General features: G+C 56.2%; 21 protein-coding genes and 1 tRNA gene. 6 read left to right on the forward strand and 16 right to left on the reverse strand.

What is annotated here, in order from left to right:
• Positions 1–9 precede the first annotated feature (9 nt).
• Complete coding sequence (locus tag B9Z40_RS12475; protein WP_100173676.1) at positions 10–474, forward strand: DUF6691 family protein; 465 nt, start codon at positions 10–12, stop codon at positions 472–474.
• Between the two features lie 40 nt (positions 475–514).
• The gene (locus B9Z40_RS12480; RefSeq protein ID WP_100173677.1) at positions 515–2,245 is read left to right on the forward strand and encodes a SulP family inorganic anion transporter; all 1,731 of its coding nucleotides are present in this window, start codon (positions 515–517) and stop codon (positions 2,243–2,245) included.
• Between the two features lie 239 nt (positions 2,246–2,484).
• On the opposite strand, the gene B9Z40_RS12485 is transcribed toward B9Z40_RS12480, so the two are convergent.
• On the reverse strand, positions 2,485–2,712 hold the full coding sequence (locus B9Z40_RS12485) for a helix-turn-helix domain-containing protein (RefSeq protein ID WP_100173678.1): 228 nt from the start codon (positions 2,710–2,712) through the stop codon (positions 2,485–2,487).
• Between the two features lie 349 nt (positions 2,713–3,061).
• Here B9Z40_RS12485 and B9Z40_RS17145 point away from each other — a divergent pair, with 349 nt between their 5' ends.
• Positions 3,062–3,478: a hypothetical protein gene (locus tag B9Z40_RS17145; protein WP_143473984.1), complete on the forward strand. Its 417-nt coding sequence runs from the start codon at positions 3,062–3,064 to the stop codon at positions 3,476–3,478.
• A gap of 208 nt (positions 3,479–3,686) precedes the next feature.
• Here the strand turns inward: B9Z40_RS17145 and B9Z40_RS12490 are convergent, their stop codons facing one another.
• From B9Z40_RS12490 to B9Z40_RS12520, 7 genes are all read right to left on the reverse strand, one after another.
• Positions 3,687–4,883 carry a hypothetical protein gene (locus tag B9Z40_RS12490; RefSeq protein WP_143473985.1) on the reverse strand — a complete coding sequence of 399 codons (1,197 nt, stop codon included), beginning with the start codon at positions 4,881–4,883 and terminating at the stop codon, positions 3,687–3,689.
• A gap of 61 nt (positions 4,884–4,944) precedes the next feature.
• Positions 4,945–6,276: a tyrosine-type recombinase/integrase gene (locus B9Z40_RS12495; RefSeq protein ID WP_100173680.1), complete on the reverse strand. Its 1,332-nt coding sequence runs from the start codon at positions 6,274–6,276 to the stop codon at positions 4,945–4,947.
• A gap of 81 nt (positions 6,277–6,357) precedes the next feature.
• Positions 6,358–6,432, reverse strand: a tRNA-Arg gene (locus B9Z40_RS12500).
• Positions 6,433–6,486: 54 nt separating this feature from the next.
• Complete coding sequence (locus tag B9Z40_RS12505; protein ID WP_100173681.1) at positions 6,487–7,671, reverse strand: VWA domain-containing protein; 1,185 nt, start codon at positions 7,669–7,671, stop codon at positions 6,487–6,489.
• 15 nt (positions 7,672–7,686) lie between these two features.
• Complete coding sequence (locus B9Z40_RS12510) at positions 7,687–8,298, reverse strand: GNAT family N-acetyltransferase (RefSeq protein WP_100173682.1); 612 nt, start codon at positions 8,296–8,298, stop codon at positions 7,687–7,689.
• Positions 8,295–8,534 (reverse strand): hypothetical protein, encoded by a 240-nt coding sequence (locus tag B9Z40_RS12515; protein WP_100173683.1) that lies wholly within the window; start codon positions 8,532–8,534, stop codon positions 8,295–8,297. The genes B9Z40_RS12510 and B9Z40_RS12515 overlap by 4 nt, the downstream gene beginning before the upstream one ends.
• Positions 8,535–8,544: 10 nt before the next feature.
• The gene (locus B9Z40_RS12520; RefSeq protein ID WP_100173684.1) at positions 8,545–9,387 is read right to left on the reverse strand and encodes a MoxR family ATPase; all 843 of its coding nucleotides are present in this window, start codon (positions 9,385–9,387) and stop codon (positions 8,545–8,547) included.
• Positions 9,388–9,493: 106 nt separating this feature from the next.
• Between B9Z40_RS12520 and B9Z40_RS12525 the strand changes: the two genes are divergently transcribed.
• On the forward strand, positions 9,494–10,153 hold the full coding sequence (locus B9Z40_RS12525; RefSeq protein WP_100173685.1) for a cytochrome c: 660 nt from the start codon (positions 9,494–9,496) through the stop codon (positions 10,151–10,153).
• A gap of 107 nt (positions 10,154–10,260) precedes the next feature.
• On the opposite strand, the gene grxD is transcribed toward B9Z40_RS12525, so the two are convergent.
• The 4 genes from grxD to hemA all read right to left on the reverse strand — a co-directional run bounded on the left by grxD (position 10,261) and on the right by hemA (position 13,985).
• Complete coding sequence (gene grxD, locus B9Z40_RS12530; RefSeq protein WP_100173686.1) at positions 10,261–10,584, reverse strand: Grx4 family monothiol glutaredoxin; 324 nt, start codon at positions 10,582–10,584, stop codon at positions 10,261–10,263.
• A 104-nt stretch (positions 10,585–10,688) separates the two neighbouring features.
• Positions 10,689–11,528: a peptide chain release factor N(5)-glutamine methyltransferase gene (prmC, locus tag B9Z40_RS12535; protein ID WP_100173687.1), complete on the reverse strand. Its 840-nt coding sequence runs from the start codon at positions 11,526–11,528 to the stop codon at positions 10,689–10,691.
• Complete coding sequence (gene prfA / locus B9Z40_RS12540; protein ID WP_100173861.1) at positions 11,525–12,613, reverse strand: peptide chain release factor 1; 1,089 nt, start codon at positions 12,611–12,613, stop codon at positions 11,525–11,527. Before prfA ends, prmC begins: the two co-directional genes overlap by 4 nt.
• Before the next feature lie 100 nt (positions 12,614–12,713).
• Positions 12,714–13,985, reverse strand: coding sequence for a glutamyl-tRNA reductase (gene hemA / locus B9Z40_RS12545; RefSeq protein WP_100173688.1), 1,272 nt, complete (start codon positions 13,983–13,985; stop codon positions 12,714–12,716).
• A gap of 112 nt (positions 13,986–14,097) precedes the next feature.
• On the opposite strand from hemA, the gene B9Z40_RS12550 reads away from it, so the two are divergent.
• Entirely contained in the window at positions 14,098–14,376 is a 279-nt protein-coding gene (locus tag B9Z40_RS12550; RefSeq protein WP_100173689.1) for a hypothetical protein, read from the forward strand.
• A gap of 40 nt (positions 14,377–14,416) precedes the next feature.
• Positions 14,417–15,403, forward strand: a complete 987-nt coding sequence (locus B9Z40_RS12555) for a tripartite tricarboxylate transporter substrate binding protein (protein ID WP_233204907.1) — start codon at positions 14,417–14,419, stop codon at positions 15,401–15,403.
• Positions 15,404–15,413: 10 nt separating this feature from the next.
• Here the strand turns inward: B9Z40_RS12555 and ugpQ are convergent, their stop codons facing one another.
• The 4 genes from ugpQ to ugpA are packed head-to-tail and all read right to left on the reverse strand — an operon-like array spanning position 15,414 to position 18,948.
• Positions 15,414–16,148 carry a glycerophosphodiester phosphodiesterase gene (ugpQ, locus tag B9Z40_RS12560; protein WP_100173690.1) on the reverse strand — a complete coding sequence of 245 codons (735 nt, stop codon included), beginning with the start codon at positions 16,146–16,148 and terminating at the stop codon, positions 15,414–15,416.
• 10 nt (positions 16,149–16,158) lie between these two features.
• The gene (gene ugpC / locus B9Z40_RS12565; RefSeq protein WP_100173691.1) at positions 16,159–17,178 is read right to left on the reverse strand and encodes a sn-glycerol-3-phosphate ABC transporter ATP-binding protein UgpC; all 1,020 of its coding nucleotides are present in this window, start codon (positions 17,176–17,178) and stop codon (positions 16,159–16,161) included.
• Positions 17,178–18,032, reverse strand: coding sequence for a sn-glycerol-3-phosphate ABC transporter permease UgpE (gene ugpE, locus B9Z40_RS12570; RefSeq protein ID WP_100173692.1), 855 nt, complete (start codon positions 18,030–18,032; stop codon positions 17,178–17,180). Before ugpE ends, ugpC begins: the two co-directional genes overlap by 1 nt.
• 34 nt (positions 18,033–18,066) lie before the next feature.
• Positions 18,067–18,948, reverse strand: a complete 882-nt coding sequence (ugpA, locus tag B9Z40_RS12575; RefSeq protein WP_100173693.1) for a sn-glycerol-3-phosphate ABC transporter permease UgpA — start codon at positions 18,946–18,948, stop codon at positions 18,067–18,069.
• Positions 18,949–19,023: the final 75 nt, after the last annotated feature.

Here is a 19,023-nt window from a genome sequence, read left to right on the forward strand (position 1 = left end):
GAAATCAACATGCTTAACAAAAACCACCTCCACCGCATCGCTGAATTTGTCGTTGGTCTGCTGTTTGGCTTGGGCCTCATGCTCTCGGGCATGACCGACCCCGGCAAAGTCATGGGCTTTCTTGACCTCTTTGGCACTTGGGACCCTTCCTTGGCACTGGTGATGGGCGGCGCCATCATGGTCGGCTTTTTCGCTTTCACCGTGGCCAAAAAACGCACCAGCACCTTTTTGGGCGGCGCTATGCGCCTGCCCACCAACATGGACATGGACAAAAAACTGGTGATTGGCAGTTTGTTGTTTGGTGCAGGTTGGGGCTTGGCTGGTTTTTGCCCTGGCCCGGCCCTGGTGTCGATGGCCGATGGCCAACCCAAAGCACTGGTGTTTGTCGTGGCCATGTTGGTCGGCATGCTGGGCTTTGAGTTGATGGACCGTTTTGTCCACGCACCCCGCAAAGCCAAATTCAACGCGGCTTGAGCCTCACGATGGACTCCCCCAACGCTGAAGTGGTGGACCGATGACCGCGTTGCGACAATGGTTCCCCACTGTTCCCATGCTGGTGTGGGGTCGCCTGTACAACCGAGAAGCTTTCACCAACGACATGGTGGCGGCACTCATCGTCACCATCATGCTGATCCCGCAAAGCTTGGCCTATGCATTGCTGGCAGGCCTGCCGCCTGAGGTGGGTTTGTATGCCAGCGTCGCGCCTTTGCTGCTCTATGCGGTGTTGGGCAGCAGCCGTGTCTTGGCGGTGGGGCCTGTGGCCGTCGTGTCTTTGATGACCGCTGCTGCGGTGGCGGAACATGCGGCTGCGGGGACGCATGCTTATTGGCAAGTGGCCATCACTTTGGCATTTTTGTCGGGCGGCATGTTGCTCATCATGGGGTTTTTGAGATTGGGCTTCTTGGCCAATTTTTTAAGCCACCCAGTCATCTCTGGTTTTATTTCGGCCTCGGGTCTGTTGATCGCTTTGAGCCAAATCAAAACCCTCATGGGTGTGAAAGCCGAGGGCCACAACTTTGTAGAGCTGCTGTCTGCGCTGATGCACCAAGCTTCTAACCTCCACTTGCTCACCTTGGGTGTGGGCTTCGCCGCCACCGTGTTTTTGTTTTGGGTTCGCAAAGGCTTGAAACCACTGCTCATTGCTGCAGGCCTCAAACCCAAGCTGGCCGATGTGCTGGCCAAGGCAGGTCCCGTGGCCGCCATTGCCCTGACCACGGCGTTGGCTTGGGCGCTGGACTGGCAAGGCCAAGGCATGAAGTTGGTGGGCACGGTGCCGCAAGGTTTGCCCCCGCTCACTGCGCCGCTGTGGGACTTGGCTTTGTGGCAAGAGCTGTGGGTGCCAGCGCTGCTCATCAGCGTGGTGGGGTTTGTTGAATCGGTGTCGGTGGGCCAAACCTTGGCCGCCAAACGTCGTCAACGCATTGAACCTGACCAAGAGTTGGTGGCCTTGGGTGCCAGCAACTTGTCGGCGGCATTCACGGGCGGCTTTCCCGTGACCGGTGGTTTCGCACGCTCTGTGGTCAATTTTGATGCCGGCGCTGTCACGCCAGCCGCAGGCGTGTACACGGCGGTGGGCATCACGCTGGCTTCGCTGTTTTTAACCCCTGCGCTTTACTATCTGCCGCAGGCCACACTGGCGGCCACCATCATCGTGGCGGTGCTCTCTTTGGTCGACTTTGGCATCTTCAAATCCACTTGGCGATTCTCCAAACTCGACTTCATCGCCGTAGCCACCACTTTGCTGGCCACCTTGTTGGTGGGTGTGGAAACGGGTTTGGTGTTGGGTGTGGTGGTGTCTTTGGCCCTGTTTTTGTTCCGAGCCAGCCGCCCCCACATGGCCACTGTGGGGCTGGTGCCGGGCACCGAGCATTTCCGCAATGTGCTTCGCCACAATGTGTTGACCAGTCCCAAGCTGGTCTGCCTGCGGGTGGATGCCAGCCTGTTTTTCGCCAACGCCCGTGGCGTGGAAGACCGCATCAACGCCGAGGTGGCAGCGCATCCAGGCTTAGAGCATGTTGTGTTGCAATGTTCTGCGGTGAACGACATCGACGCCAGTGCCTTGGAAAGCTTGGAAGCCATTGCCAGTCGAATGAAAGACTCTGGGATTGCACTGCATTTTTCAGAGATCAAAGGCCCGGTGATGGACAAGCTCAACACCACGCACTTTTTGCAGCATTTGCACGGGAGGGTGTTTTTGACCAATTACCAAGCCATCCAGGCGCTCACGCCTGAGGTCATTCGGTAATTTGGATTGGATGGCGTTTGGTGCCCCCGACAGGAATCGAACCTGTATCACTCCCTAGTACTGGCAAGGATTGCAACGAATTCTACGTTAGATCCTACCTAATTTCTAGCTAAACAGCTTACTTGGCAGAAATCTGTTGAGTCAAGACATAAGGGGGGAGGGGTGGAGCTGTCAGAGTTGCCAGTGCAGGTGCTTGCTACATTCACAAAAAAAGAATTCTGAAACGGTTAGGTAGTTAGCTAGTTAGTCAGTTCTTTGGTGAGTTCACAGGGATCGAGGCCAAGGGCCATACAGATGTCCAGCACCTCTATGAAGTCCATTTTCCTCTCCCCACTCTCGATTTTTGCTATGTAAGACTGAGGTTTTGCAAGTTGTTCTGCGACATCAACCTGACGCAGGCCAGCGGCAAGACGTGCCTGTTTAAGGCGCTCCCTCAGTGTTTTTTCTCTATCTCTAACGAGCCGCATGAGGCAATGCTGAAACCTCTTGCGGGATATCCCAAATTAGGATATCTTTTGAGTTCAGCAACAAAATGCAACCAGTTTTATGAAAAAAATTCTAGTAACTGCCTCATTGATGCTTCCTTTGCTGATCAGTTCTTCTGCAATTCATGCAAGTGCAGGCACTCTTAAGTCGTGCGAGGGGGTTAGCACGGCTCAAGGCTTCAAGTACATTGGGACATATTGTGTGGACTTTGAATGTAAATTCGTTACTAGACGGATGTTTGATAGTTATTGCCCTTTCCAAATTCCGAATTAAAAGTTTATAAAAATTTAAAATATAGGATAAGATAATTTTTATCACCTAAAATATATTATGGAAAAATATATTAATAAGGCATTCTTTGCATTTGTTATGCTATTTTTTTCGTCAGTACATTCCTACGGCCAAGAATTCCCATTTAGTCTTTCATGTGCAGGTAGTGGAACATCAGGTGGCAATCAATTAAATGTAAATTTTGAAAACTTTTTAATTGGTTCGGGATCTGTTGATGGCGTGCCGATAGTGTTTAGTAATCAGCTTTCGGGAGGGGATGCATCTTACAATTTAATTGGTTGGCCGCGTGTACAAGATACTGGTAATGCGCGTGATATTAAACATAAAATAGAAATATCTATTAATAGGTATAATGGGAATTATGCTATGACTATTTCTAGAGTTGGTGGTGCAGATGGAGTGACAGGTAGATCAAGCGGTCAATGTGTAAAAAATCAAAGTTCACAAAAGTTTTAGGTCGCATTATTAGTGTTTATCTAAATAACTTTAGAAAATAATTATTTCAGCAGTAATGGCTTGCCGCACTCCTTGTCCATTATTTCTTTAGCACCTGCTCCACAGAATGAATTAGCACACAGACCTAAAATCACGCATCGTGGTTAGGTAGGGTTGTAATGTGAATCTGCGGTTACTAGTAATGCTTTCCTGTCTTACTGTCTGTCCCCTATCTACTACTCTTCTTCTCTACCTTAGTCTTAGCACCGTCTATGACATTGTTAGCCCATTGCTTAGCCATCTGATCCCACAGCCAGCTCTCGTTGTCAGCAGTCGTTATGAATGAGTCATGAACTGGTAACACAACTATCCCTTTATTAGCTCCTGCTTCCATGATTTCTAGTGCTATCTGACCTTCTAGACTTTGCAGCATGACACCTACACCTGTGAACAGGGGTAGTCCCTCATACAAGCTGGTTGCAGCCAACTTGATCTTGTTGAACAACTCCTTATTGAACCTCTTACGCTTTAGCGAGTTGAAGGCTTTAACCTCTGAATCTGCCCCCAAACTGGCTGTAGTGAACACCTTGATTTGATCCCGACTACATTCTGAAATCTCAGCTATCGCAAGGTAAGGATCATCCGGTAGCGGTTGTCCCAGCATTGCAATGAGCATCATCAAGTGATTGGATTTGTAATCCAGTTCCACGGTCTCCTTGCCATCAATGAGCATCTGTGCACGGAGCTCCTTGGGCATGTTCTGGAACCTTGTGTACACCCGCCCGCTGTAGACGGGGTTTTTCTTGTACATAACCCTGATAGGGCCTCTTTGTTGCCAATGGTGATCTTTTAGGAACCTGTTGATCCTTGTTACCCGACTGACATCAGGGTGGTCTTCGCTCAGGGTGTCGGCCTTGTATGGGAAGTCAGTTAGTACAACCTGTGCTGCATCTTCGTCCCAGCCAAAGTCCACTGCCTCCGCAATCTTTAGAGCATCAACTCTCTGTGCCAGCTTGTCAGTTCCAAAGACTCGCGTCAATCTTGAGAATCCTCCGGGACCGTTGTAAACGCCCTTCATTTGGACTATCAGACCATCTTCAACAAGACGGTCGAGCGCGGGGACAGTGAATTTGTAAGTCAGACCACAGCTGCTCCAATAAGAGGCCTTCTGAAACGACTGCGTGCCCCTTGGTATGGCGGTATGGACCTTACGAACGCTGTTGTAGACCACATTCAAAAGGATCTGCCTGTACACATCGCGTAGGTCATGCCTTTGATCTTTGGTCAACTTTGTCGGATGAGTATCGATTAGTTCTTTAAGTAAATCCTTGAGGGCTGACTGCTGCTCCCCAATGACATTCAGTTGCATTGGTTCCAATGGCAGTGAGTAGTCCAAATCCTCAGGTGGATGACCAAATGAACTCATTTATTCTCCAAGTAATTCGATAAATTCAGGGCTATAGAGGGTGCTTAACTGACCCTCACATTCACTTTTCCAGCCAGTCGTATGCCTTACCTAACCATTCAAGCTTTAGTTCCACTGGGTAACCCTGCCCATAGTGGACCGATACATCATGGCTTGATGACCAGCCCCCGATTTCCTTAGCCACGGACTCCGGGCACATCACTGCCCGTAACTGATCTCTCATCGCATGACGGAAACAATGCATGGATTTACCCTCCACGTGTTTCTTCGCCCATTTGTTCAAGGTGGCAGAGGCAGAATCAGCGTTGGTTCCTTCGGAACTGGCATAGCTCGGAAACAGGTAATCTCCCATCACAGCATTGGCTTGCTTCGTCAAGGCTTCAAAGGCTAGCTCAAGCAATGGAACCACTCGGTTTGATTGCTCGGTTTTGACGGAGCGCGACGAGTGCTCACGAATATGGATGCTCCTAGCCACGGGATCAAAGTCATCTCCACGTAGGCCTACTATCTCAGCAAGGCGAGCACCTGTAAGGGCAAGTAAAAGGACAATCCTGCGCTGTTCATCGTCTAACCTGAGCGCCTCAGTCACCAGCAACTGAATCTCATCTTTTGCGTAGGGAATCCTATTCTTAGAGTTGCGATTGGAGAGCTTGATTTCAAGTCCTGCAAACTCATTAGGAATGCCAAGGGACAGTTCACGTATAGCCTTAGCGAACACAGCCCTAAGGACATTGATTTCACGCTTCACCGTTGAAGGTGCAACCCCAGAGGCTAGTCGGTGGTCTCTGTATTTCTTAGCATCCAAGCGAGACACGGCCTTGATAGGTACATCCCCGAGCAGATCAACAAGCTTGTTCCAGTGTTGACGCTGAGCCTCAATGAATTTCTTGTCGCTTCCCTTGGAATGGTTATCAAGGTAAATGGGGAATGCTTCAGACAAAAGAACTGGCAGCGTGTTGTTCAAGGCTGCAAATGCGGCAGTTGTTGCCGCTGAAGGTTCATAGTCTCTCTCAGACAGAAAGTCATGCAGAAGATCTGCTGCGTTGAGCGTTTCGGTTCTACCGTTGCCGTGGGATGTAACGTGGTCGTTGAGACCATCACCCGGGCGCATACCTGCCATTTCAAGGAGAGCTACCCCGGAAAGTTTAGCTTCGGTGGGTGTAATGGTTGAGTCTTCCTTCATCGCCCGAAACAAGGCGGAGTATTTTTTGTCCAGACGGTGACACTGCAAGGCTAGGTTTCCGTTGTGCTCATGTAGCCGGACTTTTATGGTCGCTTTCCCGCAGCGACTTCTCAAGGCCAATGGCACAGCCTTTTGGAAGTACGGGAGACCGTTATTGATGGTGTAGCCGTTCACAATGATTGTGATGCTACCAAATTGGAGTGTGGACATTGGCTCTACCTAGGAAATACCTAAACAAGGTGTCCTTGGCAGTGCTAAGTAGTTGAGGCGTATAGATATTTTTTCTATAGCTGGTGCCCCCGACAGGAATCGAACCTGTATCACTCCCTTAGGAGGGGAGAGTTCTATCCATTGAACTACGGTGGCTTAGAGCGTGGGAGATTGTAAGCGGGCACAAGCGATGGCCGCTTCAGGCAAAACTCACTTGCTGAGCATGCGCATGGCGTCTTCTAAGCCCTTGAGCGTCAGCGGGAACATGCGGTTGCTCATGAGCTGCTGGATGATGGAAATGCTTTGGCGGTATTGCCAAACACCCTGCGGCTCGGGGTTGATCCAGGCGAACTTGGGGAAGGTGTGTGTCAAGCGCTGCAGCCACTCGGCCCCAGCTTCTTCGTTGTTGTATTCAACGCTGCCGCCTTTTTGCAAAATTTCGTAGGGGCTCATGGTGGCGTCCCCGATGAAGATCAGTTTGTAGTCTTTGTTGTACTTGCGCAAGATGTCCCAGGTCGGGAACTTCTCGGCGTAGCGGCGCTTGTTGTTCTTCCACATGAAGTCATAGACGCAGTTGTGGAAGTAATAAAAATCAAGGTGCTTGAATTCGGCCTTCACCGCCGAAAACATCTCTTCGACGCGGGCGATGTGGTCGTCCATGGTGCCGCCCACGTCCATCAACAGCAGCACTTTGACGTTGTTGTGGCGCTCCGGGCGCATCAAAATGTCCAGATATCCTGCGTTAGCTGCCGTTTTGCGGATGGTGCCGTCCAGGTCCAGCTCTTCCACCGAACCCTCGCGTGCGAAGCGGCGCAGGCGGCGCAGCGCCACCTTGATGTTGCGCGTGCCCAGCTCTTGTTGGTCGTCGTAGTCTTTGTAGGCGCGCTGTTCCCACACCTTAACTGCACTGCGGTTGCCACCCTTGCCGCCAATGCGGATGCCTTGGGGGTTCTGGCCGCCATTGCCAAAAGGCGATGTGCCACCCGTGCCGATCCACTTGTTGCCGCCTTCATGGCGTTCTTTTTGCTCTTCGAGGCGCTTCTTCAAAGTGTCCATCAACTCGTCCCAGCCCATTTTCTCGATGGCGGCTTTTTGCTCGGGTGTGAGTTCTTTCTGGAGGATTTTTTCGAGCCAGTCGAGTGGCACTTCTTTGGTGAAGTCGGTCAACATTTCCACGCCCTTGAAGTAGGCGCCGAAAGCCTTGTCGAACTTGTCGAAATGCTTTTCGTCCTTGACCATCACGGTGCGGGCGAGGTGGTAAAAATCGTCGATGCTGCAGGCGTCTGATGCCGGGCCAACCACATTGGCCTGCAAGGCTTCGAGCAGCGTGAGGTACTCGCGCACCGAGACGGGCAGCTTGGCGGCACGCAGGGTGTAGAAAAAATCGATCAGCATGACGTGTCTCCGTGCTCAGGCCCGAACGCGAGCGAGTTGGTAGTCCAAATGCGTTTTCACATTGGGCCATTCGCTGGCCACGATGCTGTAAACGCAGGTGTCGCGCAGTGCACCGGGTGCCATGGGATGTGGGTTGATCTGGTGGCTGCGCAACACACCGTCGAGCTTGGCACCCAAGCGCTCGATGGCGCGGCGGCTTTGCTGGTTGAAGAAGTGGGTGCGGAATTCCACTGCGATGCAGTTCAGTTGCTCAAAGGCGTAGGCCAAGAGCAGGCGTTTGGCCTCTGTGTTGAGCGGGCTGCGCTGCACACTTTGGCGGTACCAGGTGGAGCCGATTTCAACGCGGCGGTTGGCGGCGTCAATGTTCATGAAGGTGGTCATACCCACAGCGCGGCCGGAGGCTGGCTCGATCACGGCAAAAGGGCACATGCTGCCTTTGGCTTGCAGGTCCAAGCGGCGTGTGATTTCTGCGCTCATGCTCTCTGGCGTGGGGATGACGGTGTACCAGTGGTTCCAGAGTTCACCATCGCGCACGGCCTCTACCAAGGCTTCGTGGTGCGCGTGCGACAAAGGTGCGAGCTGCACATGTTGACCCGAGAGCGAGATGGGCGCGATCCAAGAATTCATGAGGGGTCCGTGTCGCTGTCTTGGGTTTTTTGTTTCGCGCGCCAAAAGCGGGCCAAGTGCAAACCGCCGCCTCCGCCCAGACCCACCAGCAAAATGCCGCCAATGCTGGCGTTGTCGTAACCTGCGCTGAAGATGTTCAGGCCCAACAACTTGCCAGCCCAATAGCCTGCCAGCGCACCACCGACAAAGCCCACAGCGTCAGAAATGCCTTCAATCAAAGGGTTGGGGCTGCTCATCGTGTCTGGATCAGCGGTTGCGCTGGTTCATGAACACCAGCTTTTCAAACAAAGTCACGTCTTGTTCGTTTTTGAGCAAGGCGCCCACCAGCGGCGGCACAGACACTTTTTGGTCCGCGCTTTGCAAGGCTTCGAGCGGAATGTCTTCTGCCACCAGCAGTTTTAACCAGTCGAGCAATTCGCTGGTGGAAGGCTTTTTCTTCAGGCCGGGCAGGCCGCGCACGTCATAAAAGGTTTTGAGTGCCAGGGCCAGAAGGTCTTTCTTGAGCGTGGGGAAATGCACGTCCACGATCTGCTTCATGGTTTCGGCTTCTGGGAACTTGATGTAGTGGAAGAAGCAGCGGCGCAAGAAGGCGTCAGGCAATTCTTTTTCGTTGTTCGAGGTGATGAACACCAGCGGACGGGTCTTGGCTTTGATCAGCTGGCGCGTCTCATAGCAATAAAACTCCATGCGGTCGATCTCGCGCAACAGGTCGTTCGGGAACTCGATGTCGGCTTTGTCGATCTCGTCGATCAAGATGGCGACTGGGGTTTCAGACGTGAAGGCCTGCCAAAGCACACCCTTGATGATGTAGTTCTCGATGTCTTTGACTTTTTCTTCACCCAGCTGGCTGTCGCGCAGACGGCTCACCGCATCGTATTCGTACAAGCCTTGCTGCGCTTTGGTGGTCGATTTGATGTGCCACTGCAGCAGCGGGAGGCCCAGGGCTTCGGCCACTTCTTCAGCCAACATGGTTTTGCCAGTGCCAGGTTCGCCTTTGACCAGCAGTGGACGCTTGAGGGTGATGGCGGCGTTCACGGCCAGCATCAGGTCCGGTGTGGCGACGTAGTTTTCGGTGCCTTGGAATTTCATGGTGAACAGTTCTCAAAAACAGGAATAAAGCTTCTCAGGATTATGAGGGCCAGCCCGATATAATCCGCACTTGATTTTTATCAATCACTTAGATTGTGTGAGCAAAATGAACAAGCTGTTGACCTCGATGTTTGCCTTGGCTGTCGCTTCCGTGACCGCCGTCTCCGTCCATGCCCAGGAAATCAAGGGCGATGCCAAAGCCGCTGAGCAAAAAATCGCCATGTGCATTGGTTGCCACGGCATCAAAGGCTACCAAGCCAGCTTCCCTGAGGTCTATCGCGTGCCGATGATCTCTGGTCAAAACGCCAAATACATCGTGAACGCTTTGACTGCCTACCAAAAAGGCGAGCGCAAGCACCCCACCATGCGCGGCATTGCTGCCAGCTTGACGGACCAAGACATGGCCGATCTGGGCGCTTACTACGAGCAGCACGGAAAAACCGAGCCTGTGGCCACGACACCCAAGACGCCTGATGCCAAAGTGGCCGCCTTGTTGCAAAAGGGCGCTTGTATCTCTTGCCACGGTGACAACTTCTCCAAGCCTGTTGACCCGAGCTACCCCAAGATTGCTGGCCAACACAAAGATTTCTTGTTTGTCGCGCTCAAGTCTTACAAAGTGGAAAACCAAGCCACTTGGGGCCGCAACAACGGTGTGATGGGCGGTATTGCCAAGCAGTTCTCGAATGCAGAACTCAAAGCGATTGCCGGTTATGTTGGTTCTTTGGATGGCAACATGAAAGTGGTGCCCCAGTCCAAGTTCCGCTGATCAGAGCCTCTTCAAGCAAAAAGCCAGTCTGTTGACTGGCTTTTTTCATGGGCTCGGGCGTTGAGGGCAACGCCGTCGGCAATTTGGGCTGACGCCCAAGAGCCCGTTCAGGCTTGGCCGTTGATAACCTGTTGCAGTTCACCCGATTCGTACATTTCCATCATGATGTCCGAGCCGCCGACGAACTCGCCTTTGACATAAAGCTGGGGGATGGTGGGCCAGTTGCTGTATTCCTTGATGCCCTGGCGGATCTCGGCGTCGTCCAGCACGTTCACGGTTTTGACGGTTTTCGTGTCCACGCCCACGGCTTTGAGGATCTGGATGGCGCGGCCGGAAAAACCACACATCGGGAAGCTGGCGCTGCCCTTCATGAAGAGGGTGATCTCATTGCCTTTGACGAGTTCGTCGATGCGTTTCTGGGTGTCGCTCATGGTCTTTACTCCAAATGGTGCCGTTTTAATGGGTTGGATTATCCCTCTGATTGAAAGTCTGCTTTGATCAGAGGGCTGTTGGGTGTCGGTGTCTGTGCGAGATGTTAAATGGGTTTCATACCGCCGGTACAGCGATCGCCGCCTGCCAAGTCTTGGTGAGACGCGATTTTCTCAAACCCGGCTTGGCGCAGCAAGGCCTGCACGGCTTGCGCTTGGTCCCAGCCATGCTCTAGCAAAAGCCAGCCACCCGGTATGAGGCGGCTGGGGGCTTGGGCGATGATTTGGCGGATGTCCTGAAGGCCATCGGCTCCGCTGGTGAGTGCCTGCAGGGGTTCGTGGGTCAGGGCGGCCAGGTGGGGGTCACCATCGGCCACATAGGGCGGGTTCGAGACGATCAGATCAAACGGGCCAGTTACGGCGTCCATCCAGTGGCTGTGAATGAAATGCACAGGCAAATTCAGGCGCTGTGCATTGGCGCTGGCCACGGCCAATGCGTCGGCACTGGTGTCCACCGCCGTCACCTGCGCAGCAGGGCGCTGTTGCTGCAGGGCCAGGGCCACGGCCCCGCTGCCCGTGCCCAGGTCCAACACGCGATGGGTTTTTTGAGGCGCTGTGGGCAGAAGTTCAAGCGCCCATTCGACCAAAATTTCGGTGTCGGGGCGCGGGTCCAGCACGCGGGCGTCCACGTTCAGCGTGAGGCCAAAAAAGTCTTTTTGCCCCGTGATATAGGCCACGGGTTCGCCCTTCAGGCGGCGCTGCAGGGCTTGGTCGCAACGGTGTTGTTGCACATCGGTCAAGACATCGGTGTCGTGTGCCAACAACCAAGCGCGGTCGTGAAGGTCGCGCCCCAGCGCGTGCAGGTGCAGCAGCTGGGCATCGATGCGGGCCAAGCCGAGCGTTTGGGCGCGCTGCTGACTTTGGGCAATGGTCGGTGGCGAACTCATGCGGTGCCGCCGATTTCAAGTGCCGCCAGTTGTTCGGCCGCTTCATAGGCTTGCAGGGCGTTGACCACATCTTGCAAATCGCCTTCCATGATGCTGAGCAGCTTGTACAGCGTCAGGTTGATGCGGTGGTCTGTCAGGCGGCCTTGCGGGAAGTTGTAGGTGCGGATGCGGTCCGAACGGTCACCGCTGCCGATCAGGCTTTTGCGTTCGGCGGCGTCTTTGGCGGCACGTTCGGACCGGTCTTTTTCTTGGATGCGGGCTGTGAGTACTTTCAGGGCTTGTGCTTTGTTGCTGTGCTGGCTGCGGCCGTCTTGGCATTCGGCCACGATGCCGGTGGGCAAGTGGGTGATGCGCACCGCCGAGTCGGTTTTGTTGATGTGCTGCCCGCCCGCACCGCTGGCGCGGTAAGTGTCGATGCGCAAATCCGACGGGTTGATCTTGATGGCTTCGGCTTCGTCCGGCTCGGCCAACACGGCCACGGTGCAGGCGCTGGTGTGGATGCGGCCTTGTGTTTCGGTGGCGGGCACGCGCTGGACCCGGTGGCCACCCGATTCAAACTTGAGTGCGCCATAGACTTGCTCGCCTTCAAAGCGAACCACCACTTCTTTGTACCCACCCAATTCGCTGACCGACTCCGAGACGATGTCGGTTTTCCAGCCTTGGCGTTCGGCGAAACGCGAATACATGCGCAGCAAGTCGGCTGCAAACAGGGCCGATTCGTCGCCCCCGGTGCCGGCTCGGATCTCGATAAAAGCAGGGCGGGCATCGTCGGGGTCCTTGGGCAGCAGCATGCGCTGCAAGTCGGCCTCCAGGGTTTGCAGCTCGGCGCTGGCACTGGCGATTTCTTCTTCGGCCATGTCGCGCAGGTCTGGCTCGCTCAGCATGGCTTGTGCAGCGGCCAAGTCGGCGTTGCGTTGCTGAAAACGGGCAAAGCGCGAAGCCACTGCGGTGACCTCGGCGTGTTCGCGTGAGAGCTTCAGAAACTGGGTCATGTCGCCCATGATGTCTTCGCGCGAGAGCAAAAAGTCCAGCTCGGTCAGCCGAAGCGCGTAGCGTTCGAGTTGTTGAATCAGAAAGGGTTTCATGGCTCGGTATGGGGGTGGGCGGTGCTTGAGCGCCGGGTGGCCGCTCTTGCAGAGCGCCAAGACTTTGCCAGAGCGTAAGCCCCGGTCTGTCATTCAGTCGCTAACGCTCTTGCCGCAAAAACAGGCGCTGCACCGATTGCATGGTTTGCTCGCGGTGGGCCGGATCGGCGCTGCGCAATTCGGCCAGAGCCCCGTGCAGCAACTTCTGCGTCAAACCTTTGGCCAGGGCTTCCAGCACGGCATCTGCGTCATCGCCTTTGGCCAGCATTTTGCGGGCACGGGCCAGTTCGGCTTCGCGCCAACTGTCGGCCTGTTGGTGCAGTTGCTGGATCAGAGGCACCGAATCGCGTTGGCCCAGCCAATGGCTGAAACTCTGCACGCCTGCATCGATGATGACCTCGGCATCGGCCACCGCCGCTTGCCGCTGGGCTTGGCCTGCTTGCACCACGCTGGCCAAGTCGTCCACGGTGTAGAGGTAAACGTCTTCGAGTGCTTTGACTTCGGGCTCGATGTCGCGCGGCACCGCCAAGTCGACCATGAACATGGGACGGTGCTTGCGCTTTTTAAGGGCCCGCTCTACCGCGCCCAAGCCGATCAGGGGCAGTGTGCTGGCGGTGCAGCTGATCACGGCGTCAAACTCGTGCAAGCGTTCAGGCAGGTCGGCCAGGCGCATGACTTCTGCCCCAAAACGGCTCGCGAGTTTTTCGCCGCGCTCCAGACTGCGGTTGGCAATCGCCATGCCTTTGGGCTGTTTGGCGGCAAAGTGGGTCACCACCAACTCGATCATCTCGCCAGCGCCGACAAACAGCACCTTGATGCCTTTGAGGTCTTCAAACAATTGGCTGGCCAGGCGCACAGATGCGGCGGCCATGCTGATGGAGTGTGCGCCAATCTCGGTGGAGGTCCGGACCTCTTTGGCCACCGCAAAACTGCGCTGAAACAATTGGTTGAGCGTGCTACCCAATGCGCCCGCTTGCTCGGCGGCGCGAACCGCGTCTTTGAGTTGGCCCAAAATTTGGGCTTCGCCCAGCACCATCGAGTCGAGTCCGCTGGCCACCCGAAACGCGTGCCGCGCAGCCTCGGTGCCTTCTAGCAAATAAGTGTGGGATTGGAGCTCCTGGGGCGAAACACCGCCCGCCTGGGCCAACCAGCGCAAGGTGCCGTCGGCGGCGGATTGGTCAGCGGCGCAATAGATCTCTGTGCGGTTGCAGGTGGACAAAATCGCCGCTTCGGGCGTTTGTGCATTGCCAAGGGCCAGATCGTTGCGCAAACCGTGCAATGTGGGGGCCAGTTGGTCCAAGGCGAAGGCAAACCGGCCGCGCAGATCCAGCGGCGCAGTGGTGTGATTCAAGCCCAGGGTCCAAACTGCCATCTGCTCATTATAGAAAGCCTCTTTTCTCAGCCCGCCAATGAGCTCAGGAGAGGCCTTTCAGGGCACAATTCACAGGCTATTTCAAGCGCTTACCACGTCACTCTATTTGTTCATGACCGCCTGGCTCCTGATTCTGCACTTGTTCAATTTTGTTCTGCCGGCGCTGGCCATGGCCGCACTCATGCCGTGGGCCGGGTATTGGGTGTTGCGTTCGAGCAGGGCGGTGCCTGTACGCAGGCGCATGGCGGTGCATGCCCTCTGCGGTGTGGCCGTGCTGGTGGCTGGGCTGTTGTTCCAGGGCCAAGATGGTCAAATGGCCACTTATGCTGCATTGGTTCTGTTGGCGGCCACTGCCGAATGGGCCATGCACCGCGGCTGGAAACAAACCTGAACTGGCTGGCCCCTTGGCGGTCGCAAACACAAGATAAACCATGATTTCAAGAACTCATCGCCGGCGCTTTATTCTCCAATGGGTTGTGGGTCTTGCGAACGCCTTGGTCGTGACGGGGAGTGCTTGGGCCTTTCCCACCAAGCCCATCCGCGTGGTGATGGGCTTTCCGGCCGGAGGCCCACTTGACCAACACGCCCGGCTGCTGACCGACCGCCTGCAAGCCCAACTGGGCCAGCCCATCCTCGTGGACTACAAAGCGGGCGCGGGCGGCACCGTGGGTGCGCAGGAAGTCATGCGAGCTGCGCCAGACGGCCACACCCTGATGCTGGCCAACACGGGGGTCATGGTCATCAACCCTGCGCTGTACACCAAGTTGTCTTACAACACACTCAAGGATTTTGTGCCCGTGGCACGCACCGTCATGCAGCCGCTGGCGCTGCTGGTCAACCCCAATGTGCCGGTACAGAGCTTGACCGAATTTGTGGCCTATGCCAAAGCCCGCCCCGGTCAGATCAATTACGGTTCAGCAGGCAACGGCGGCAGCAGCCACCTGGTTCCTGAAATGTTCAAGGCCGCCACAGGCCTGTTCATGGTGCACATCCCTTACCGTGGCAGCGCACCCGCTTTTACCGATTTGATGGCCGGTCAGGTGCAGTTCATGGCCGAGAGCATTCCGCAGGCTGCGCAGTACCACAAGCAAGGCAAAGTTCGTGCTTTGGCCGTGACCAGTCGCGAGCGCAATCCGGCCTTGCCCGATATCCCCACAGTGATGGAAACCGGCATCAAGAACTTTGAGGTGGTGGGCTTTTACGGCTTTTTGGCCCCGGCAGGCACGCCCAAAGAGGTGGTGAACAAACTCAGTGACGCTTTCAAGGCGGTGATGAACCAGCCCGACATCAAGAGCCGCATGGTCGCGCAAGGTGCTGATCCGGCTTTCTTGGGCTCGGACGACTTTGCCAAATTCCTCGCGGCCGAAATGCCCCGCTGGGCGGAAGTGGTTCAGAAGTCGGGCGCCAAGCTCGACTGAAGAGGTCCGCTCAGGCAGGGCTGAACAGGTCCACACGATCCGTAATGATGCCGTCGGTGCCCAGCGCCAAAAGGTGTTGGGCGGCCCATTCGTCGTTGACGGTGTAACTCAGGCACTTGAGGCCTGCACCTTGGACCTGGGCCACGGTGTTGGCGTCCCACAGCGCGTAGTTGGCGACCACGGCGCAGCACTCCAGTGCCAGAGCTTTCTCAAACCAGCCATCCCACAGCGTGTCGACCAACAGGCCGCGAGGCAACTCGGGTGCCGCTGCTTGTGCGGCCGCCAATGCGTCGGGTTTGAAGGAGGTCAGCAGTGGCGGCACTTCAGCGCCTTGCCACAGTTGAGCAGCCAAACGTGCAACCGCCTCTCCAGTGGCCGCTTCGGTGCCCGGCGTGGGTTTGATTTCGATGTTGAGCAGGTAATGGTTGGCCTGGCAAAACCGGGCCAGGGCTTCGAGCGTGGGCAGGGGTTCGCCCGCATGGGTGCGCGAATGCCAGCTGCCTGCATCCAATTGCGACAGGGCATGCCAGGTTTGGTCGCCGCCGATGCCCTTGCCATTGGTGGTGCGCTCCAGCGTGGCGTCGTGCATCAAAAACACCACACCGTCGGCGCTGAGCTTGGCGTCGCACTCGAACATGCGGTAGCCGTGCGCGGCCCCCAGCCGAAAGGCGGCCAGGGTGTTTTCGGGGGCAAGCTTGCCTGCGCCTCGGTGAGCGATCCAGCGCGGGTAGGGCCAGTGTTGCATGGTGCTCAGTTTAGGCGATGCGTTTTTGGGTGGCGGCGTCAAACCAGTGCACCCGGTCGGCGCGTGGCGTGGCGTGGAAGGTGCTGCCTGGCTGCGGTGCTGGAAAAGACTCGTCCAACCGCAGGGTCAGCGTTTCTTGGCCTAGACGGGCGTGCACCAGGCGCTCAGCGCCCAGCAGTTCCACCGTGTCCACTGTCAGCGTCCAGCCACCGTTTTGGGCGGTGGGCGTGATGTCCAAGTGCTCTGGTCGGATCCCCAGAATTTGCCCTGCAGGCGTACCCGGCGCTTTCTTGAGCAGGTTCATGGGCGGCGAGCCGATGAAGCTGGCCACAAAGGTGCTGGCCGGGCGGTTGTAGACCTCTTCGGGCGTGCCGAACTGCTCCATGTGGCCGCCGTTCATCACGATCATGCGCTGGGCCAGCGTCATGGCTTCGACTTGGTCGTGCGTCACAAACAGGCTGGTGATGCCCAACTCGCGGTGCAATTTTTGAATCTCCAATCGGGTCTGGGCGCGCAGCTTGGCGTCGAGGTTAGACAGCGGTTCGTCAAACAAAAACACTTGCGGCTGGCGCACGATGGCGCGGCCCATGGCCACGCGCTGGCGCTGGCCACCGGACAGCTCGCGGGGTTTGCGCTGCAGCAGGTGCGAGAGTTCCAAAATGCCTGCTGCTTTGTCCACCCGAGCCTTGATTTCTTCCATCGGGCGCTTGGCGATCTTCAGGCCATAGGCCATGTTGTCGAACACGCTCATGTGCGGATAAAGCGCGTAGTTCTGAAACACCATCGCGATGTCGCGTTCGGCCGGTTCTAGGTCGTTCACCACGCGCTCACCAATCGAGATGGTGCCGCCCGAGATGTCTTCGAGGCCTGCCACCATGCGCAGCAAAGTGGACTTGCCGCAGCCCGAGGGCCCGACGATGACCACGAATTCGCCGTCAGCGATGCTGGCGTTCAGGTCGTGGATGACGGTGTTGGCCTTGGCGCCAGCGCCATAGGTTTTGAGGATGTGGGAGAGGGTGATGGATGCCATTATTTTTCCGTATCGACCAGGCCCTTGACGAACCATTTTTGCATCAGGACCACGACCAGCGCTGGGGGCAGCATGGCCAAAATGGCTGCAGCCATGACCACGTTCCATTCGGTCCAGGATTCCCCCGAAATCAAGCGTTTGATGCCCAGCACCACCGGGTACATGTCTTCGTTGGTGGTCACCAAAAGCGGCCACAGGTATTGGTTCCAGCCATAGATGAACTGGATCACAAACAGCGCCGCGATGTTGGTGGCCGACAAGGGCAGCAGCACGTCTTTGAAAAAGCGCATCGGCCCGGCCCCGTCCATGCGGGCGGCCTCGACCAGTTCGTCGGGAATGGTCAAGAAAAACTGCCGGAACAAAAAGGTGGCCGTGGCCGAGGCGATCAGCGGCACCGTCAGACCCGCAAAACTGTTGAGCAAGCCCAAGCCTGCCACCACTTCGTAGGTGGGGCTGATGCGCACTTCGACCGGCAGCATCAGGGTGACAAAAATCATCCAAAACACCAGGTTACGCAGCGGAAATCGGAAATACACGATGGCAAAGGCCGACAGCAGCGAAATCGCAATCTTGCCAATGGCAATGCCTAGGGCGCTGATCAGGCTGATTTTCATCATGGGCCACATGGCGGGCAGTGGGCTGCCTTGTGAATTGGGGCCCCCAAACAGCGTCAGGCGGTAGGTTTCCCAAAAGTGGCCGCCCGGCAGCAGGGACATGGGCACGCTTTGGTTGATTTGTTGGGCGGTTTGGGTGGAACCGATGACCGTCAGGTAAAGCGGAAAGGCCACGATGGCCACGCCAATCAGCAAGATGACATGCCGCAAGATTTGCAGGCCGGGGCGGCGTTCGATCATGGCTGGCCTCCGAAGTGAATGGATGGGCGCAACATCAGTACTGCACTTTCTTTTCAACAAACTTGAACTGCAAAACCGTGAGCGAGACCACGATCACCATCAGCACTACCGATTGCGCGGCCGAGCTGCCCATGTCCAGTGCCTTGAAACCGTCGTAATAGACCTTGTAGACCAAGATGGCTGTGTCCTTGCCCGGGCCACCGTGGGTGGTGGCGTCCACGATGGCAAAGGTGTCAAAGAAGGCATAAACGATGTTGATCACCAGCAGGAAGAAGGTGGTGGGCGAGAGCAGGGGGAACACGATGGTCCAAAACCGCCGCCAGGGGCTGGCCCCGTCGATGGCGGCCGCCTCGATCAGCGATTTGGGGATGGACTGCAAGCCCGCCAGAAAGAACAGGAAGTTGTAGGAAATTTGCTTCCAGACTGCCGCCATCACGATCAGCGCCATGGCGTGGTTGGGGTTGAGCAAGTGGTTCCACTCGATGCCCACGGCCCTGAGCGCATAACCCACCACGCCCATGGGCGAGGCAAACATGAACAGCCAAAGCACGCCCGCTACCACGGGGGCCACTGCGTAGGGCCAGATCAGCAAGGTTTTGTAGAGGCCCGCGCCGCGGCCGACACGGTCTGCCATCACGGCCAAGAGCAGCGACACCGACAAACCGGTCACCGCCACCAACAGCGAAAAAACGGCGGTGGTCTTGAAAGAGTCCAGGTAGCCGCTGTCGTTCCAAAGGCGTGCAAAGTTCTCCAGGCCCACAAATTCACGGGAAGCGCCAAAAGCGTCTTCTTGCAGCACGCTTTGGTACAGCGCTTGCCCGGCAGGCCAGAAAAAGAACACCAGCACGATGCTCAGCTGCGGCGCGATCAGCAGCCAGGGCAGCCAGCGGGATTTGAAACGGACGCGTTTTTCCATAAATTCTTTGAAGGATTCAAGCTTGAAGTTTCAGCCCAAAATGCGCAAAAGCAGAGGCATGGCCTCTGCTTTTTC

The organism is Limnohabitans sp. 15K, from assembly GCF_002778285.1.
In the GTDB taxonomy this organism is placed as follows: Bacteria; Pseudomonadota; Gammaproteobacteria; order Burkholderiales; family Burkholderiaceae_C; genus Limnohabitans_A.

Coding starts and splice junctions, on each gene's coding strand:
- B9Z40_RS12550 (WP_100173689.1), top strand. CDS start 14,098: ATGACCGCCTGGCTCCTGATTCTGCACTTGTTCAATTTTGTTCTGCCG.
- B9Z40_RS12475 (WP_100173676.1), top strand. CDS start 10: ATGCTTAACAAAAACCACCTCCACCGCATCGCTGAATTTGTCGTTGGT.
- B9Z40_RS12480 (WP_100173677.1), top strand. CDS start 515: ATGACCGCGTTGCGACAATGGTTCCCCACTGTTCCCATGCTGGTGTGG.
- prfA (WP_100173861.1), bottom strand. CDS start 12,613: ATGAAACCCTTTCTGATTCAACAACTCGAACGCTACGCGCTTCGGCTG.
- B9Z40_RS17145 (WP_143473984.1), top strand. CDS start 3,062: ATGGAAAAATATATTAATAAGGCATTCTTTGCATTTGTTATGCTATTT.
- B9Z40_RS12485 (WP_100173678.1), bottom strand. CDS start 2,712: ATGCGGCTCGTTAGAGATAGAGAAAAAACACTGAGGGAGCGCCTTAAA.
- ugpC (WP_100173691.1), bottom strand. CDS start 17,178: ATGGCATCCATCACCCTCTCCCACATCCTCAAAACCTATGGCGCTGGC.
- B9Z40_RS12490 (WP_143473985.1), bottom strand. CDS start 4,883: ATGAGTTCATTTGGTCATCCACCTGAGGATTTGGACTACTCACTGCCA.
- prmC (WP_100173687.1), bottom strand. CDS start 11,528: ATGAGTTCGCCACCGACCATTGCCCAAAGTCAGCAGCGCGCCCAAACG.
- B9Z40_RS12520 (WP_100173684.1), bottom strand. CDS start 9,387: ATGAAATTCCAAGGCACCGAAAACTACGTCGCCACACCGGACCTGATG.
- B9Z40_RS12510 (WP_100173682.1), bottom strand. CDS start 8,298: ATGAATTCTTGGATCGCGCCCATCTCGCTCTCGGGTCAACATGTGCAG.
- B9Z40_RS12515 (WP_100173683.1), bottom strand. CDS start 8,534: ATGAGCAGCCCCAACCCTTTGATTGAAGGCATTTCTGACGCTGTGGGC.
- B9Z40_RS12495 (WP_100173680.1), bottom strand. CDS start 6,276: ATGTCCACACTCCAATTTGGTAGCATCACAATCATTGTGAACGGCTAC.
- ugpQ (WP_100173690.1), bottom strand. CDS start 16,148: ATGCAACACTGGCCCTACCCGCGCTGGATCGCTCACCGAGGCGCAGGC.
- B9Z40_RS12525 (WP_100173685.1), top strand. CDS start 9,494: ATGAACAAGCTGTTGACCTCGATGTTTGCCTTGGCTGTCGCTTCCGTG.
- B9Z40_RS12555 (WP_233204907.1), top strand. CDS start 14,417: ATGATTTCAAGAACTCATCGCCGGCGCTTTATTCTCCAATGGGTTGTG.
- hemA (WP_100173688.1), bottom strand. CDS start 13,985: ATGGCAGTTTGGACCCTGGGCTTGAATCACACCACTGCGCCGCTGGAT.
- ugpE (WP_100173692.1), bottom strand. CDS start 18,032: ATGATCGAACGCCGCCCCGGCCTGCAAATCTTGCGGCATGTCATCTTG.
- ugpA (WP_100173693.1), bottom strand. CDS start 18,948: ATGGAAAAACGCGTCCGTTTCAAATCCCGCTGGCTGCCCTGGCTGCTG.
- B9Z40_RS12505 (WP_100173681.1), bottom strand. CDS start 7,671: ATGCTGATCGATTTTTTCTACACCCTGCGTGCCGCCAAGCTGCCCGTC.
- grxD (WP_100173686.1), bottom strand. CDS start 10,584: ATGAGCGACACCCAGAAACGCATCGACGAACTCGTCAAAGGCAATGAG.